This is a genomic window from Acidovorax sp. Root568, from assembly GCF_001427445.1.
In the GTDB taxonomy this organism is placed as follows: Bacteria; Pseudomonadota; Gammaproteobacteria; order Burkholderiales; family Burkholderiaceae_C; genus Acidovorax; species Acidovorax delafieldii.
On sequence record NZ_LMGP01000001.1, the window covers coordinates 559176 to 576681 of the forward strand.

Below are 17506 nucleotides of genomic sequence, written 5' to 3' on the forward strand. Positions count from 1 at the left end.
CCCATGCGCACATCCACCATGCAACGCAACGTCGCCGACTTTGGCATGGACACCATCAGCCTGGCCGGCCCGCTGGAGGCCAAGCTCGCCGCCGTCAAGGCCGCCGGATTTGGCCAGATCATGCTGGCCGCACGCGACATCGTGGGCCACCCCGAGGGCATCGAGGCCGCCGTGCATGCCGTGCGCAGCAGCGGCCTGCGGGTGACGGGCTTCCAGGTGCTGCGCGACTTCGAGGGTCTGTCCGGCCACCTGCACAGCTACAAGGTGGACATCGCCAAGCAGATGATCCTGATGGCGCGCGACCTGGGCGCGCCCGTGCTGCTGGCCTGCAGCTCCACGTCTTCGCACGCCACGTCTGACGCCGATGCGATTGCGCGCGACCTGCGCAAGCTGGCCCTGCTGGCGCTGCCCCATGGCATCCGCGTGGCGTTTGAGGGCCTCTCCTGGGGCCGCCACATCAACGAGGTGCACCAGGCCTGGGCCGCCGTGGAACAGGCCGATTGCCCCAACCTCGGGCTGGCCATTGATTCGTACCACCAGTTCGCCACCAGCACGCCGCTCGCGGCGCTGGAGGACGTGGACCCCGCCAAGATCTACCTCGTGCAGCTGTCCGACTTCATGTGGCAGGAAACGCGCACAGTGCAAGAGCGCATCGAGACCGCACGGCACTTTCGCGTGTTCCCTGGCGAAGGCGTGCACAGCAAGGCGCTGGCCGAACTGGTACGCACGCTGGACGGCATGGGCTACCAGGGCGATTACAGCTTCGAGGTCTTCAACGACGACTACCAGCAGCTGCCTCTGCCCTATGTGGCGCAACGGGCGTGGAACAGTGCGCTGTGGCTGGCCGAAGGCGTGTTGCAACGCGCAGTGCCCTTGCCCGGGCATTCGCGCATCCGGGCAGTGGGGTGAAGAGGGTGAACAGGCCCCCGGGGACCCTGTGCACGAATCGCCGCGCCGTGTGCATCTGCGGTCCCGGGCAGCCTGCGGTGTTGCAACACCTCGCAATAGCGACAGCTAGTGCTGCGTTTTGCGCCTAGCAGACCATCCCGATCCGCAGCGCCCACTTACCGCTCGATGCGTGCGGAGGATCCTTAGCTGTTGGCGCGCTTTTTGAGCCAGCGCATCAGTGCGCCTACCACGGGCAGCTTTTCGTACAGCTCTTCGGCCGCATCCCAGTAGTCGCGGTGCAGCGTCACCCGACCCTGTTCGTCCAGCACCAGGTGCGAGGCACCACGCACGGTCTGCGTCACGCCCTTGTGAAAGTCCTTGAACGCGAACAGGAAGTCCCAGGTCAATAAGCACTGCGTGCCCTGCACCACCCGGCCGGTGACCACAAAACGCGGCTGCTCCAGCGCCTCGAACATGTGGGCAAAAATGGCCTGGATGGCAGGCACGCCCTGCACCTCGTTGAAGGGGTCCTTGAAGCGCGCCTGTGGTGCGTAGAACTGGCCAATGGCCGCTATGTCGGCAGGCGAGAGGTTTTCAAAGAACGCGACAACGCGCGTGACGGCTTCTTCGGTGGATGGGGGTGTGTTCGGGGGCTGCATCGCAAAAGTCAAAGTCCTGTGAAGCGGCGAACGGCGGGGAAGTACCAACGGTACGGCAACAGCCGCAGCAGCTTCATCACGCGTGTGAAACGCTTGGGGAAGTGGATGTCGAAATGCCCCCGCTCCCAGCCCTGCACGATGGCCGCCGCTGCTGCTTCGGGTGAGATGAGGGCCGGCATGGTGAAGTCGTTGCCCGCCGTGAGTGGCGTGGCCACAAAACCAGGGTTGATCACGCTCACGCCCATGCCCAGGTCGTGCAGGTCCAGGTACAGCGCCTCGGCCAGGTTGATGAGGGCCGCCTTGGTGGGCCCATAGGCCAGGCTCTTGGGCAGGCCGCGAAAGCCTGCCACGCTGCTGATCAGGCTCACGTGGCCTGGGCGCCCGGCCTCCGCTGCGGCCAGCATGGCGGGCAACACGGCGGCCAGCACGTGCAGCACGCCGTTGTAGTTGATCTGCTCATGGCGCAACATCACGGCCAGATCGAAGTCGGTGGCGCGCATGTCGCGGTAGTAGCCCGCGCAGTAGCACACCAGGTCGGGCGCCCCTCCCGCGAGCACCTGCGCTGCGGCCGCCTGCACCTGTGCCGGTTCGGCGGTGTCGAAAACCAGCGCCATGCTGCCGGGGTGCTGCACGACAAAGGCGTTCAGTGCATCACCGCTGCGCGCCGACACGATGACCTGCGCACCGCGCGCATGCAGCGCGGCTGCGGTGGCCCGGCCAATGCCACTGCTGGCCCCGATGAGCCAGGCACGGCGGCCCTGCCAGTCGCGCAAGGGAGGGTTGAGGCTCATGGTGCGCGTTTGGTGAAGGACAGCGTGATCTCGCCCAGGCGCACGCCGAACTTGGTCATGGTGGCGCGGTTGAGCATCACCCGGTCGTCGATGAGGTACATCCAGTCGTCCAGGTCCACGTTGTAGACCTTGCCATCCACCGGCAGGGCCAGCGTGTAGTTCCAGCGGAAGGCGTTGCCGCGCGTCTGGCCGTTGGCCGTGCCCACCACATCGTCGGCGGTGCCGGTGTAACGACCGTCGGCATGCTTCGTCAGCCGCCAGATGCGGCGCTGCGTGGTGCCGTCGGAGTAGGTGAAGGCTTCGTCGAGCACGCCCTCGTTGCCTTTCCATGTGCAGTCCATGACGACGGTGAAGCGTTTGACGATCTGGCCGCTGCGGTCCTGAAAGATGCCGTAGGCGTCGATCTTGCCGTTGAAGTACTGGGCCAGGTCCAGCACCGGTTTCTCGGTGGCGTAGCCATCCAGGTTCTGGCTGGCGCAGCCGGACAGCGCCACGGGCGCAGCCACAGCGGCGGAGAGGAGGAGGCGTCTTTGCATCATGGGTTGTGCCTTGGGGGTATGGGTGTCAGGTTCCAGCCATCGCCGCACCGCGTGGGTGCCGCAGAAAAAGGACGTACAGCGCTGCTGCTGCCGCCAGCTTGAGCGCGCAGGGCAGCACGGCGTAGGCCAGGCCCAGTGTCTGCAAGCCGTCTTCGCTGCGCGTGCCCGGCGTGTAGCCCAGCCAGCCCAGCAGGGGCAGCGCCAGGCCTGCTGCCAGGGCCAGGTTGAGCTTGGTGGCAAAGTTCCACCAGCCGAAGTACGCGCCCTCGTGCCGGCCGCTGTCGCCCTCGGCCGCGATCACGCCCGCCAGCAGGGCGCTGGGCAGGGCCAGGTCGGTGCCCAGTGCGATGCCCGACAGCGCACAAACGACGAGGAACGGCACCACATCACCCGCGCCCAAAAACGCAGTCCACACAAACACGGCAATCGCCAGCAGCATGCCCGCCAGCCAGGTGCGCGCCAGGCCCCAGCGCGCCACAGCACGCAGCCACAGCGGTATGGACAGCGCCGCACAGACAAAATAGGCCGCGAGGAACATGGGCTCCTGCGCGGGCGGGGCCTGCAGGCGGTCCTGGATGAAGAACAGCACCAGTGTGGCCGGGATGGCACTGGCAATGCCGTTGAGCATGAACACGGCCAGCAGTCGGCGGAAGGCGGGCCGCCCCCAGGGCCGCCACAGGCTGGCGCGTTGGGGCGGGCGGTACACCCCTGCTACTGTGCCACCCGCATAGGCTGCGGGGCGCGGGGCTCTGGTCCAGGCCCACCAGCCCAGCAGCAGGGTGATGGCAAACACACTGAGCATCACCGGCAGGCCCAGCAGCGCGGGCAGCACCGAGGCCAGCACCACGCCCACCAATGCAGCGCCCTCGCGCCAGGCCACGATGCGTCCGCGCTGCAGCTCGTCCCCACCCAGGCGCGCGCCCCAGGATTGGTGCGCAATGCCCAGCTGGCTGTAGGCCGTGTAGGTGATGAGCAGTGCCACCAGCGCCCACGCAATCAGCGCATCGGCCCCGCGCACCAGCGGAAAGAATAGGCTGGTCAGACCCAGTGCCAGCACCATGGCAGACACAGCCCCCACCGCCAGCACGGCGCGCACCGAGCGACCAAACAGGTAGTCGGACAGACGCCCCAGCAGCGGGTCGGACACCGCATCGAACAAGCGCGCCGCCAGCAGCACCGAGCCCAGCGTGGCCAGCGGCATGCCGAACTCGCGAGCGTAGTGGTTGGGCAGCAGCACATACAGCGGCAGCGCCACAAAAGCCAGCGGCAGGCCCAGCAGCCCATAGGCCAGGCCTTGGCCGGCGCGAATGGGCGTGGCGGAGGTCATTGCTGCCCTTGTCCCGCAGTGCGGGTGGCCGCGATCAGCTCTTGCCGCAGTCCGGGTTCGGAGGTCTGTGGCGACAGCCAGATGCCGAAGAACAGGCGCGAGAACTCGGCGTCGGGCACCTCGCCCACCACACGCCCGCCCATCTTGAACACGGCGCCCGCGCCGGGCTGGTACAGGCCCAGCAGCCGGTCGCCCGCCTTCACATCCGGCAAGGCCGCGGCCAGCGCCTGCTGCCAGCGCGTGGCCTGCTGCGGCGTGAAGCTGCCCACGCGGCGCATCTCTTCGATGGAGCGCTTGGTAATGGCCTCGGCCGAAAAATCGCGGTGGTAAGTCAGCTCCAGCGCCAGGGGGTGGGCGGCGTAGTTGTCGGCATCAAAGCCGGGCTGCACCCACAGCCGCGCACGGTAGATCTCAAACCCCAGAAACCGCAGCACGCCCTGGCCCACCAGGTGGGCCCCCGACAGCGGTGCTGCGGCGGCTGCGCTGGCCTCTGCAACCTGCGCCAGCGCGGTTTGAGGGCCAAAAGCCATCAATGCGCTAGTGAATATTGCGGTAGCAGCTATATTTTTCATAGCAATCATCAGTCCTTGGCCAGGGTGTACTGCACCAGGTCGATGTTGCTCATCGCAAACGCCGCCTCGCAATACGCCAGGTAGAACTCCCAGATGTGCATGAAGCGCTCGTCAAACCCCAGCTGCAGGATCTGCGTGCGCTGCGCGAGGAAGCGCTCGCGCCACCGCTTGAGGGTTTCGGCGTAGTCCTGGCCAAACGCAAACTCGTCGACCACGCGCAGGCCCGCCGCCTCGGCCTCTCGGCGGAACTCGCGCGGACACGGCAGGCAGCCACCCGGGAAGATGTACTGCTGGATGAAATCCGTGGAGCTGATGTAGCGCTCGAACAGGCTGTCGTCGATGACGATGCTCTGGATGCAGGCCCGGCCGCCGGGCTTGAGCAACCGGTTCACCGACTGGAAGTAGGTAGGCCAGTATTCGCGGCCCACGGCCTCGACCATCTCGATGGAGCAGATGGCGTCGTAAGGGCCGTCCTGGATGTCGCGGTAGTCCTGCAGGCGCAGGTCGGCGTGCTCGGCCACCCCTTGCTGCGCCATGCGCTTTTGCGCGAAGGCGAGCTGCTCGGTGGAGAGCGTCACGCCCGTCAGGTGGGCGCCGAATTCGACGGTCGCCATCTCGGCCAGCGCGCCCCAGCCACAGCCGATCTCCAGCACTCGGGAATTTGGCTGCACACCGGCCATGCGCAACGCGCGCCGCACCTTGGCGTGCTGGGCCGCGCGCATGTCGCCGCCTGCATCGCCTTCGAACCAGGCGGACGAGTAGTTCATCGTGTCGTCCAGCCAGAGTTCGTAGAACGCGTTGCCCAGGTCGTAGTGGGCGTGGATGTTCTTCTGGCTGTTGGCGCGGGTGTTGCGGTTGAGCAGGTGCTTGATGCGGTACAGCAGCCGGCCGGCCCAGGTGCCGTAGATCACGCCTTCCACCTGCTGGCGGTTGGCGATGAAGAGCTTCAGCAGATCGGTCAGGTGCGGGGTGGTCCAGTCGCCCGCGATGTAGCTCTCGGCAAAGCCGATGTCGCCCGACTTGAGCGCTGCGCTGCAGACATTCCAGTTCTTGAGCGTGATCGCCGCCGACGGGCCATCGCCGTGCCCGAAGTGCTGCAGGGTGCCGTCAGGCAACTGCACCGTGAGGTGGCCGTGCTGCAGGCGCTGCAGCAGCCTGAGCGCGGTGCGGGCGGCTGCCGGCGTGCCTGCGGGCAGGGCCTGCGCGTTGCGGTCGGAGCGGGTGGCGGTGGTGGAGTTCATGGCGGCGGTCTCGCGGGGCTGGAACGACATGGAGATCAACGGGTCACGATGGAGGCAGGCGCCTCGGGCTTGCGATGGAAACGCACGCGCTTGAGCCACAGCTGCAGCGCGTGCCAGTGGATGCGGGCAATGATGGCCAGCGTCATGGCGGGGTAGCCCCAGAGCGCCTGGCGCAGGGTCTGTGCAGTGATGGCCTGCAGGGAGCCGCTCACGCTGGTCTGGATGAGCGGGCCGGTGTCGTCGTCGTGGTCGATGCGCACCACGGTGCGGCCTGCGTCCTGTGCACCGGCCTCGGTGCGCATGAAACGAAAGCGGTAACCGCCGCTCACCTCGCAGAAAGGAGACACGTGGAACACCTTGCGTGCTTGCTGTTCCACGCCGTACTGCGGCGCATCCAGCAGGTAGCAGTGGCGCTCGCCAAAGGTGTTGTTGACCTCCACCACGATGGCGCGCAGGTGGCCATCGGCACGGTGGCAGTACCAGAAGCTCACGGGTTTGAAGGTGTAGCCCAGCACACGGGGGTAGCAGTGCAGCCACACCTCACCCGTGGCGTCGGTGATGCCTTCGGTGCGCAGCAACTCGTCCAGCCAGGCCAGCGCCCCGCCCTGCGCGGCGCTGCGGCCGTCGCCGTGGTCCACGTCATGGAAGCTGATGGCGCCACGCCGGTTCACAGCCAGCTCCCCACGCATGCCGGGCAGGCTGCGCATCGGCAGCATCAGGAAAAACGTGGGGTAGGCGAACGCATGCCGCCGGGGCCGCAGCCGCGTGTGGCGCACCTGGCCGAAGCCGATCAGGGGCGCTGCGGTGGGGGCCGGCGCGTGGCTCACGCAGCCTCCGCCAGGGGGGCCGGCAGGGCGGCCAGCAATTGCTCGGCCACGGCCAGGCCCGATTTGAGGCCGTCTTCGTGGAAGCCGTAGCCCGTCCAGGCGCCGCAGAACCAGGTGTGCTGCTGCCCTTGCAGCTTGCCCACCTGCTGCTGCGCGCGGATAGCGGCCATGTCGAACACCGGGTGGGCGTATTCGTAGCTGCCGATCACATGCTCAGGCGCAATGTCGCGCACCGGGTTGAGCGACACCACCACGGGCTGCGCAAAGGGCACGGGTTGCAGCTGGTTGATGAGGTAGTGCAGGCACACGCGGGCCGACTCCCGGCTGCGTTGCTGGGCGCGCTCGTAGTTCCACGCAGCCCAGGCGGCGCGGCGCGCCGGCAGCACGGACGTATCGGTGTGCAACACGGCGCGGTTGGCCTGGTAGCGGATGGAGCCGAGCACGGCGCGCTCCTGCGTCGAAGGCTGGGCCAGCAGCGCGAGCGACTGGTCCGAATGGGTGGCCAGCACCACCTGGTCAAAGTGTTCGGTGTGGCCTGCGGTCACCACGCGCACCCCGGCGGCATCGCGCTCGATGCGGCGCACGGGGGTGTTCAGGCGCTTGTCGGCAATGCCCGCCCCGATCTTGTCCACATAGTGGCGCGCACCGCCAGACACCGTCCACCACTGCGGGCGGTTGCTCACCTGGATGAGCCCATGGTTGTGGCAGAACCGGATCATGGTAGCCACGGGGAACTTCAGCATCTGGTCGGTGGGGCAGCTCCAGATGCAGCCCAGCATGGGCAGGAAGTACCAGTCACGGAAGGCGTCGCCAAAGCGGTGCTCGCGCAAGAAGTCTCCCAGGGGCTGCATCAGCGCTGCCTCGGCCTGCTTGTCGGCAATGCGCGTGCACAGTTGGTTGAAGCGCAGCAGGTCGCGCAGCATGCCCAGAAAGCGCGGGTTGACCAGGTTGGAACGCTGGGCAAACACGGTGCTGAGGTTGGTGCCGCTCCATTCCAGCGCGCGGCCGCCGCCCAGTGCTGCGGGCACCTGCACCGAGAACGACATGTCGGATTTGGCCGTCTCCACGCCCAGCTCGGCCAACAGGCGGATCAGGTGGGGATAGGTGCGCTCGTTGAACACCAGAAAGCCGGTGTCCACGCCGTGGGTGACCGGGGTGCCTGACGCATCGGGCAGGGTGACATCGACAGTGTGGGTGTGACCGCCGAAGTAGTCGCCCGCCTCGAACAGCGTGATGTCCGCCTGGCCGCGCAGCTGGTGCGCGACGGAAAGCCCGGAGATGCCGGAGCCGATGATGGCGATTTTCATGACCGGCTCCCTCTGGCCGGTGCACGGAATAAAAAGGTTGCGAAGCGTCCCGAAACGAATAAGAGAGGGAGGGAGGAGAAGCGCTCCAGGAGGTCAGTCGGAACCCGGGGGCCCGAAAGGCTTCGCAACATTAAAACTGTACGCTGCGCAATCGTCTTGCGCAATGGATAGAGTGAGGCCGCTCCGGCGAAGTTCCAGAGGGCGCCTGTATTTTTTTTCAAGAAATGTAAAGAAGTCATTGCGCTCACCGGGGTGTGGGCAGGGCGAGCTGCTGTTCGATGGCACGCACCAGGCCCTTGTTGTCCGGCCCGGTCAGGCTGGAGTAGTTGTCCACCAGCTTGCCGTCGCGCCCCAGCAGGTATTTGTGGAAGTTCCAGCGGGGCGCCGTGCCCGACAGCTGCGCCAGTTGCTGGTACAGCGGCGAGGCCTCCGGGCCCTTCACGCTGCTTTTGGCAAACATGGGAAATTTCACCCCGAAGGTGTTTTCGCAGAAGTCGGCGATTTCCTTGTTGCTGCCTTTTTCCTGGGCAAAGTCGTTGGACGGGAAGCCCAGCACCACCAGCCCCTTGTCCTTGTAGCGGGCATACAGCTCTTCCAGCCCCTTGTACTGGCCGGTAAAGCCACAGAAGCTGGCCGTGTTGACCACCAGAACCACTTTTCCGCTGTACTGGCAAAGCGACTGCGGCTTTTCGTCCTGCAGGCGCGGAAAGGTGTGCTGCAGCGTGGCCGGGCACGCTGCAGGCGCATCGGCCGCTTGGGCGGCGGGCGCCAGCAGCAGCCAGGCCGCCAGCGCGGTGGCTGTCGAGAGGAGTCTTGTAAGGCGGTTCATAGGACTTTGGGCAGTGAGTGCGGCCAATTTAACCATTTCATCATTTTTTGTCCACATGAGTTTTTATTTGTACTGAATGGTTTACGTGGTGCGAACGCATTTGGATTCAGATTTCGGAAGCAACGGGGTGAGAGGCCCAAAACGGCCGTGCAGCCCAAACGGCGCCGGCCGATCACCAGGCAGGGAAAAGGGGCGAGCGCGGCGTCAGACCCGGTGCCAGGCACCAGGAGCCAGGCATGAGGCGACGCTCAATGCCGAAAACAGGGGGGGGTTGTCCGCCGCAGACAGCGGCGGCACGCAGAACCGGGGGGCTCGCAGCGCCCTCCCAGGCGTCAGATCATCTGCAGCAGGCGGTCCAGCGACAGGTTGACCCGCACATCCTTGAAAGCCACCACACCGGTGACCTTCCAGGGCGGCATGCCCGTATCGCGGGGAATGGGCTCGCCCGTGGCCATGCCGTCGCGGTTGGTCACCACGGCCACGCGGGGGGTGGTGGCGGTGGTGCCCCGGCGGATGACCACGCCCACTTCACGGCTGGCCAGGCGCACAAAGGCACCGGGGGGGTATACGCCCAGGGTCTTGACGAGGGCGGCGCCGGCCTCGTCCACCTGGTGCTCTTCGTCGTAGTAGCTGGCCTGCATGGCGGCAGTGACAGGCATGGGCAGCCGTGCGGCGCGGGGGGCCAGGCGGGCGCCAAAAATGTCGGCGCGCTGCAGCAGGCGGGCCATTTGTTGGGCTTCGGTCTTTTTGGCCAGGGGCCCGGGCGTGCGGTGGTGGTGGCAGCGCACGGCCTCCAGCCACACCGGGTCGGCCACGCCCAGATGGCGCAGCAGCGCCTCGGACCGCGCCGCGTGGTCTTCCACGGCGGCAATCTGGGTCGCGGTGAGGGGCTGGGTCTGCAGCACCAACTGGTCCTGCAGCTCGGTCATGGCGATGTTCATGCTCAGCGCTGCGTGCCCCAATTGCTGCACCCGGCCGCTGGGCCAGCGCAGCATCTCGCGGGCCACCACCATGCACACGCAGCTGACCAGCATGGAATGCGTGGCGCTGTACATGCGCGTTTCCTGGGCCGAGAGATAGATCAGTGCCAGCAGCGTGGCGTCGGGCGTCTGTTCGCAATGGCGCACCAGCTCGTCGTGCAGGGCCTGAAACCGACCGCCAAAGTCGCTGGGCGACGGGGCGCGCAGCAGCTGCGTGGCGCGCAACTGCAGCTCGGGCCAGTCGGGCAGGGTTTTGCCCGAACGCGCAGCGGCCGCTGCGGCGGCCTGCTCGCCCGCCGTCATCTTCATGGCGGCGATCTCGCCCAGGTTGGTATCGGCGATCAGCATGCGCTGCAGCTGCGCCAGGTAGGCGCGGTGGCTGCCGCCGGATTCGTCGGTGTCCACACACAGCTCGCGCCCGCGTTCGACCAGCTTGGCCAGTTCGTCGCGGGTGCGGATCACATAGCCCTTTTGCGCCAGCAACACGCCGTCGGCCCCCCGCAGCACAAAAGGCAGGGGATGGCCCAGCTGGATGGATTCGATGTTGAGGCTGACGAGGTTCATGGTGCGCGTTGCATTATCCGACGGCTACCTCCCGCCAAAGCCCGCGCGACCCCCGTGATTGCCCTGCTTTTTGGGCTCACGCCGGGGGGCGCGCCAAGACTTGGCCTCAGGGGGCGGAGGGCGGTGCTGGTTGCGCCGTGGCGGCGGCTGTGGCTGTGGGGGCCGCCGGTGCGCCCGGGGCATGGCGCCCCCCGCGCAGGCGGCGGGCCAGCCGGCCGAACCCTTGGCCCAGGTCGTCCACCCCGGTGAACACCGCCGGAATCACCAGGAGGCTCAGCAGCGTGGAGGTGATGAGCCCGCCAATCACCGCCACCGCCATGGGCGAGCGAAAGCTCGCGTCCGCAGCACCCAGGCCGATGGCGATGGGCAGCATGCCCGCGCCCATGGCCAGCGTGGTCATGATGATGGGGCGTGCACGCTTGTGGCAGGCGTCGATCAGCGCCTCAAAGCGCGTCATGCCATGCTCGCGCCGCGCCAGGATGGCGTACTCCACCAGCAGGATGGAGTTCTTGGTGGCAATGCCCATGAGCATGATCAGCCCGATGAGCGAGGGCATCGAGAAGCTCTTCTGCGCAATCAGCAGCCCCACAAACGCGCCACCCAGCGACAGCGGCAGTGCCGCCAGGATGGTCACCGGGTGCAGGAAGTCCTTGAACAGCAGCACCAGCACGATGTAGATGCACAGCACGCCGGTGAGCATGGCCAGGCCAAAGCTGGCAAACAGCTCGCCCATCATCTCGGCATCGCCAATGGTGATCTGGCGCACGCCGGCCGGCAGGTTCTGGATGGAGGGCAGCGCCTCCACCGCCTTGGTCACGTCGCCCAGCGGCTGGCCCGAGAGTTCGATCTCGAAGTTCACGTTGCGCGCGCGGTCGTAGCGGTCCACCACGGCCGGGCCGCCGCTGAACTCCAGCGTGGCCACCTGGCCCAGCATCACCGGGCCCTTGGCGCCGGGCACCGGCAGGCGTTCCAGCAGCGACAGGTCCTTGCGCGCATCGTCCTGTAGCTTGACGACGATGGGCACCTGGCGTGCGGCCAGATTGAGCTTGGGCAGCGACACGTCGTAGTCGCCCACGGTGGCAATGCGCAGCGTTTCGGCAATCGCGCTGCTGGTCACGCCCAGGTCGGCGGCGCGGGCAAAGTCGGGGCGCACGGCAATTTCGGAGCGCACCAGGCTGGCGGTGGACGAGATGCTGCCCAGGCCGGGGATGGTGCGCAGGTCTTTCTCGACCGCCAATGCGGCCGTGGTCAGCGCCTGCGGGTCGTCGCCCGTGAGCACCAGCACGTACTTCTCGCCCGAGCCGCCCAGACCCACCTTGCTGCGCACACCGGGCAGCGTCTCCAGCGCGGCGCGGATCTGGTTCTCGATGCCCTGCTTGCGCGGACGGTCGCCGCGCTCGGACAGCAAGATGGTCAGCGTGGCCTTGCGCGTTTCGGTGCTGGCGCCGCCCATGAAGGGGTCAGTGCCGGCCGAGCCGCCGCCGATGGTGGTGTACACACTTTGCACATGCTCCACCTTGGCGATGCGCTGACGCGCGTCTTCGGCCACGGCACGCGTCTGCGCCAGCGTGGCGCCGGGTGGCAGCTCCAGGTACACCTGGGTCTGCGAGTTGTCGTCCGGCGGGATGAAGCCCGTGGGCAGCAGCGGGATCAGCGCCAGCGAGCCGATGAAAAAGGCCGCCGTGGCAATGAAGGTCATCCACCGGTGCTTGATGCACCACGCGGCCCAGCGCAGGTACACCGTCATCCAGCGCGGGTCCTTGTGGTCGCCCACGATGGGCTTGAGGATGTAGGCCGCCATCATGGGCGTGAGCAGGCGTGCCACCACCAGGCTGGCAAACACCGCGAGCGACGCCGTCCAGCCAAACTGCTTGAAGAACTTGCCCGCAATGCCGCTCATGAACGCCGTGGGCAGGAACACCGCGATCAGCGTGAAAGTGGTGGCAATCACGGCCAGGCCGATCTCGTCGGCCGCCTCCATGGCCGCCTGGTAGGGCGTCTTGCCCATGCGCAGGTGGCGCACGATGTTCTCGACTTCCACGATGGCGTCGTCCACCAGGATGCCCACCACCAGCGACAGCGCCAGCAGCGTGATCACGTTGATCGAGAAGCCCAGCCAGTACATGCCGATGAACGCCGGGATCACCGACAGCGGCAGCGCCACGGCCGACACGAAGGTGGCGCGCCAGTCGCGCAGGAAGAGCCACACCACCAGCACGGCCAGCAGCGCGCCTTCGTACAGCAGGTGCATGGAGCCGTCGTATTCCTCCTGCACGGGCTGCACGAAGTTGAAGGCCTCGGTGATTTCCAGGTCCGGGTGCTGCGCGCGCATCTCTTGCAGGGCCGCCTGCACGGCAGCGCCCACTTCCACTTCGCTCGCGCCCTTGCTGCGTGCGACCTCGAAGCCCACCACCGGCTTGCCGTTGAGCAGGGCCAGCGCGCGGGGCTCGGCGATGGTGTCTGTCACCGTGGCCACCTGGTCCAGCCGCACGTGGCGGCCGTCCGACAGTGCCAGCGTGAGGCCCGCCAGCTCCTGCGCCGACTGCACCGTGGCCAGCGTGCGCACCGGCTGCTCGCTGCCGCCCAGGTCGGTGCGGCCGCCGGCACTCTCCGTCTGCACCAGCCGCAGCTGGCGTGACACATCGGCCGCCGTGGCGCCCAGGGACTGCAGCTTGACCGGGTCGAGCGCCACATGCACCTCGCGCTGCACACCGCCCACGCGGTTGACGGCGCCCACGCCGCGCACGGTGAGCAGCTTCTTGGCCACGGCATCGTCCACAAACCAGGACAGCGCCTCGTCGTCCATGCGGGCCGACGCGATGGTGAAGGCCAGCACGGGCTGCGCGGCCAGGTCCATCTTGGTGACGATGGGGTCGCGCACGTCGCCCGGCAGGTCGCCGCGCACACGGGCCACGGCGGAGCGCACGTCGTCCAGCGCCTCCTGCGTGGGCTTTTCCAGGCGGAACTCGGCGGTGATGGTGGCGCCGCCGTCCTGCACCTTGGTGTAGATGTGCTTGAGGCCCTGCAGCGTGGCGATGCTGTTCTCGATCTTGCGCGCCACGTCGTTCTCCAGCTGCGCGGGCGAGGCGCCCGGCAGCGCCACGGTCACGGAGATCGTGGGCAGGTCGATGTCGGGAAAGTTCTGCACCTTCATGGCGTTGAAGGACAGCAGGCCGCCGAAGGTCAGCAGCACAAACAGCATCAGCGCCGGTATGGGGTTCTTGATGGACCAGGTGGACACATTCATGTGGAATGCTCCTTAATTGATAGCTGCTTGCGCATGATTCACTAGCGCTACAGGCACTTTTTGCATGAAATGCTGGCTGGAGGACTGCTTGCCAGCCGCTGGCGCCGCCGCAGGGGCCGCCACGCGCACCAGGTCGCCATCGTTCAAAAAGCCCGCACCGCGCACGGCGACGGAGGCTCCTGCATCCAGGCCCGACAGCACCTCGACCCGGTCGGCCACGCGGCGGCCGGTCTGGACCTTGCGCATCTGCACGCGCTGGTCTCCGCCCACCACAAACACGTACGAGAACCCGTCGCGCACCACCAGCGCCTCTTGTGGCACGGTGAGTGCGTCGCTGCTGCCCAGTGCAAACTCGCCCCGCGCAAACATCCCGGCACGGAAGTCGGTGTTGGCGGGCAGGTCCACGTAGACCAGCGCATTGCGCGTTTGCGGGTCCACCGTGGGTGCGACCATGCGCACGGTGCCCTCGGCCGCGGCGCCGCTGGCAGCCGTAACGCTGACCTTGGCCCCGGGCTGGATGCGCCGCAGCTCGGTGGACGTGACCTCGGCGCGCCACTCCAGGCGGCCCTTGCGCACCATGCGGAACAGCTCCGTGCCTGCCCCCACCACCGCGCCCACGGTGGCGGTGCGGGCCGAGATCACGCCGCTGTCAGGCGCCACCACCTGCGTGTATTTGAGGCGCAGCTGCTGCGCGTTCAGCGCGGCCTTGGCCGCTTCCACGCGGGCCTGGGCGGTTTGCTCGGCCGTGGTGAACTGCTGGATTTGCTGCTGGCTGAGTGCGCCCGTGGCTTGCAACGAGCGGGCGCGGTCGGCATTGGCGGCGGCCTCGGCCGCATTGGCCTGGGCTTCGAGCAGGCTGGCGCGGCTCTGCGCCACATCGGCCAGCACCGTGTCGGCCGAGAAGGTGGCCAGCACCTGCCCGGCCTTGACCACATCGCCCACGTTCACACGCACGTCAGTCAGGCGCAGGCCGTTGCTCTCGGCCCCAATGCTCGCCTCTTGCCACGCGGCGATGTTCCCGTTGGCCGCCAGGCGCAGCGGCACTGGCATGCGCTGCGGCTGCGCCGTGCTGACGGTGAGCGCAGGCCGGGGCTGGCCCGCCTTGGGTTCATCGGCGGCACGCGATGCGCCCGAGAAAACCAGCGCACCGCCCGTGGCCAGCACGCAGGCGGCGATCACGGCGAAGGCGGTGGGGGAAAACTTGAAGGAGAAAGAGGAGTGTTGCATGTGCATCTGTCCTGGGGAGTTCATATCAGCTGTGCATGGTGTTGGGCGTGGCCCACTGCGCTCGAAACTGGCGATGCGCAGACGAGGGCAGCCCAGCAAGGGCCGCCCCGCAGCGAGGGCTGCGTCCCCCTGCCCGGATTGCGCAGCAATGCGAGAGCGGGGGCTGAGCGCCGCGGCTCCGAGCCTGCCTGCGCAGGCTTGGACGGCGGTGAAGAGCGGCCGCCTCCGGCGGACGCACCGAGGCGCAAAGCGCCTCAGGGGGGTGTCTCATAGCTTCCATCCACCACCGGCGGCGCGGTACAGCGCAATCCAGGCGGTCTGGCGTTCGTGCTGCAGCGCGACCAGCGCGTTCTCGGCGGCCAGCGCTGTGCGCCGGGCATCTTCCAGCTCCACCAGACTGGCCAGGCCACCACGCCAGCGCGCCTCGGTCGCGTCGAACGACGCGCGGTAGCCCTCGGCGGCAGTGCGCGCGCTGGCGCTGCGCTCGGCCGTGCTTTGCAGGCGCACCAGGGCTTGCTCGACCTCGCTCACGGCCTGGCGCACCTTGGCGCGGTACTGCGACGCGGCCTCGTCGTAGCGGGCCTGCGCCGCATCGGTCTGCGCGGCGCGGCGGCCCCCGTCAAAGATCGGCACGCTGAGCGCCAGCGGGCCGATGGTCCAGGTGTTCAGGTCGGTGGTCACGCCCCCTGTGCGCACCTGGGCCGCACCCACACTGCCGCTGAGGGTCAGACGTGGGTAGCGCTGGGCCTGGGCGCTGGCGACGTCCGCACTGGCGGCAGCCACTTCGCGCTCGGCGTTGTACACGTCGGGGCGCTGGGTCAGCACCTGGGCGGGCAGTGCGTCAATGGTGAACAAAGCGTCCGGGGCCGCAGCCACCGGCTGGGCCAGCCGGGTGCGCAGCGTGGGTTCTTCCCAGCCGGTGAGCGCCACCAGGGCCTTGACCTCCACATCGCATTGCATGCGTTGCTGCGAGGCGCGGGCCTGGGCCTCGGCGGCGCTGGCGCGTGCCAGTGCGGCCGTGGCGGGCGCAGTAAAGCCCGCACGTTCGCTGAGCTGGGACAGGCGGGACGTTTCGCTACGGGACTGCGCATCGCGCTCGGCCACATGTTGCTGGGCCAGGCAGGTGCGGATGCTGCTGGTCTGCTGTGCCACCTCGGCTGCCACGCTCACGCGCGCCTCGTGCCACAGGGCCTGCGCGCCGGCCAGCCGCTCATCGGCAGCGCTTTTGGCGGCGCGGTTGGCGCCAAACAGGTCCAGCTCCCAGCTTGCCTGCAGCCCCGCCTGCGAGGTGGTCGCCACGCGCGCCAGCTGGTCATTGAAGCCCCGGCTGGCGCTGGCCTGCGCGTCGAGCGAAGGCAGCAACGCCGCCCGGCTGCCCACCTGCGTGGCGCGGGCCTGCGCAATGCGCGACTGGGCCTGCGCGATGTCCGGGCTCACGGCCTGGGCGGCGTCGATCAGCTCGACCAGCAGCGGGTCTTGCAGCTGGGTCCACCAGCGGGCCATGCCCGTGAGGGAGCCCTGGTGCGGCAAGGGTGCGTTCCAGGCCGCAGGTGCGGGTGCCGATACCGGCGCAGGTGGTGCGGAGGTGGAGCAGGCCACCAGTGGCAGGACCAGCGCCAGCCACAAGGGTTTGTGTGAGATCAGTCGCATGTGCAAGTCACTCTGGGGTACGGGGAGAGGAGGTTTTTTTGGCGGGGGCGGCCGCTCGGGCCGTAGCGCGGCGCCGGCGTTCCCCGTCCACCATGAACTGGGCAAAGTCCACCAGCCGGGATGTGGTGGCGGCCAGCCCTCGCGGCGTGGCGGTGAGGCCGGGGCGCACCGCCTGCACCACGTCGCGGCCCACGTAGTACTGCAGCGCCAGGGCGGTGATGGCCATGGCCAGGCGGTGCACATCGTCATCGGCAGTTTTCAGGCCGAACTCCTTGCACAGCAGGCCGACGAGCGCGGCGTGGGCGGGCTTGATCTCGCACTCCAGCTCCTGCTGCCACAGCCCGGTGGGGTCCAGCATTTCGCGAAAGTGCAGGCGCATGCACAGCTCGACCAGATCACCTTCGTGCAGGGGCTGCATGAAGCTCTGGATCAGCAGCTCGATGAACGCAGGCAAGGTGTCCGGCCAGGCATCCACGGCGATGGGGCTGCCCATGGGCTCGGTGAACGCTGCGCGGTACAGCCCGTTCTTGTCGCCAAAGTAGTAGCTGATGGAGGCCGGGTTGACACCCGCCGCCTGGGCAATGTCGCGGATGGACGCCTTGGCAAAGCCGTTTTCGGCAAAGAGGCGCAAGGCGGCGTGTAGCAGCCGCGCGCGGGCCTGTGCGCCTTCCGTGGGCGGTGGGGGGGGCATGGAAGGCCGGGTTGGCTTGGGGGCTGAATCTGGCATGGAGCCGGATTACAGCACTATTTAATCAAACGATTGATTAAATTTTTGTTTCAAAAAATATCGTGGGTGTTTCGGCCGTGTTTCTGCCAGGGATGACCTGTTGAATGCAGCGAGGGACGGGCAGATGGGAT

General features: G+C 67.7%; 15 protein-coding genes. 1 reads left to right on the forward strand and 14 read right to left on the reverse strand.

Annotation, left to right across the window (positions count from 1 at the left end; translation table 11 throughout):
• Positions 1-3: 3 nt before the first annotated feature.
• Complete coding sequence (locus ASD75_RS02570; protein ID WP_056742851.1) at positions 4-909, forward strand: sugar phosphate isomerase/epimerase; 906 nt, start codon at positions 4-6, stop codon at positions 907-909.
• Between the two features lie 182 nt (positions 910-1091).
• On the opposite strand, the gene ASD75_RS02575 is transcribed toward ASD75_RS02570, so the two are convergent.
• From ASD75_RS02575 to ASD75_RS02640, 14 genes are all read right to left on the reverse strand, one after another.
• On the reverse strand, positions 1092-1547 hold the full coding sequence (locus tag ASD75_RS02575; RefSeq protein WP_056742853.1) for a nuclear transport factor 2 family protein: 456 nt from the start codon (positions 1545-1547) through the stop codon (positions 1092-1094).
• Between the two features lie 8 nt (positions 1548-1555).
• Positions 1556-2338 carry an SDR family oxidoreductase gene (locus tag ASD75_RS02580; protein WP_056742855.1) on the reverse strand — a complete coding sequence of 261 codons (783 nt, stop codon included), beginning with the start codon at positions 2336-2338 and terminating at the stop codon, positions 1556-1558.
• Positions 2335-2877: a DUF3833 domain-containing protein gene (locus tag ASD75_RS02585; protein ID WP_056742857.1), complete on the reverse strand. Its 543-nt coding sequence runs from the start codon at positions 2875-2877 to the stop codon at positions 2335-2337. The genes ASD75_RS02580 and ASD75_RS02585 overlap by 4 nt, the downstream gene beginning before the upstream one ends.
• A gap of 25 nt (positions 2878-2902) precedes the next feature.
• Positions 2903-4204 (reverse strand): MFS transporter, encoded by a 1302-nt coding sequence (locus ASD75_RS02590; RefSeq protein ID WP_056742859.1) that lies wholly within the window; start codon positions 4202-4204, stop codon positions 2903-2905.
• Positions 4201-4734 carry a chalcone isomerase family protein gene (locus tag ASD75_RS02595; protein ID WP_056743224.1) on the reverse strand — a complete coding sequence of 178 codons (534 nt, stop codon included), beginning with the start codon at positions 4732-4734 and terminating at the stop codon, positions 4201-4203. Before ASD75_RS02595 ends, ASD75_RS02590 begins: the two co-directional genes overlap by 4 nt.
• A 50-nt stretch (positions 4735-4784) precedes the next feature.
• A complete protein-coding gene (locus ASD75_RS02600; RefSeq protein WP_056057551.1) occupies positions 4785-6017 on the reverse strand; it encodes a cyclopropane-fatty-acyl-phospholipid synthase family protein in 1233 nt (410 codons plus the stop codon).
• A 35-nt stretch (positions 6018-6052) separates the two neighbouring features.
• Positions 6053-6844, reverse strand: a complete 792-nt coding sequence (locus ASD75_RS02605) for a DUF1365 domain-containing protein (protein WP_056742860.1) — start codon at positions 6842-6844, stop codon at positions 6053-6055.
• Positions 6841-8151, reverse strand: coding sequence for an NAD(P)/FAD-dependent oxidoreductase (locus ASD75_RS02610; protein WP_056742861.1), 1311 nt, complete (start codon positions 8149-8151; stop codon positions 6841-6843). The genes ASD75_RS02605 and ASD75_RS02610 overlap by 4 nt, the downstream gene beginning before the upstream one ends.
• 244 nt (positions 8152-8395) lie before the next feature.
• Positions 8396-8980, reverse strand: a complete 585-nt coding sequence (locus tag ASD75_RS02615; protein ID WP_056742863.1) for a glutathione peroxidase — start codon at positions 8978-8980, stop codon at positions 8396-8398.
• 332 nt (positions 8981-9312) lie between these two features.
• Positions 9313-10524: an HD-GYP domain-containing protein gene (locus tag ASD75_RS02620; protein WP_056742864.1), complete on the reverse strand. Its 1212-nt coding sequence runs from the start codon at positions 10522-10524 to the stop codon at positions 9313-9315.
• Between the two features lie 106 nt (positions 10525-10630).
• Positions 10631-13771 (reverse strand): efflux RND transporter permease subunit, encoded by a 3141-nt coding sequence (locus tag ASD75_RS02625; protein WP_056742866.1) that lies wholly within the window; start codon positions 13769-13771, stop codon positions 10631-10633.
• Positions 13772-13783: 12 nt separating this feature from the next.
• A complete protein-coding gene (locus tag ASD75_RS02630) occupies positions 13784-14998 on the reverse strand; it encodes an efflux RND transporter periplasmic adaptor subunit (protein WP_056743225.1) in 1215 nt (404 codons plus the stop codon).
• 267 nt (positions 14999-15265) lie between these two features.
• Positions 15266-16648 (reverse strand): efflux transporter outer membrane subunit, encoded by a 1383-nt coding sequence (locus ASD75_RS02635; RefSeq protein WP_156400931.1) that lies wholly within the window; start codon positions 16646-16648, stop codon positions 15266-15268.
• 7 nt (positions 16649-16655) lie between these two features.
• Positions 16656-17339, reverse strand: coding sequence for a CerR family C-terminal domain-containing protein (locus ASD75_RS02640; RefSeq protein WP_056742870.1), 684 nt, complete (start codon positions 17337-17339; stop codon positions 16656-16658).
• Positions 17340-17506 lie beyond the last annotated feature (167 nt).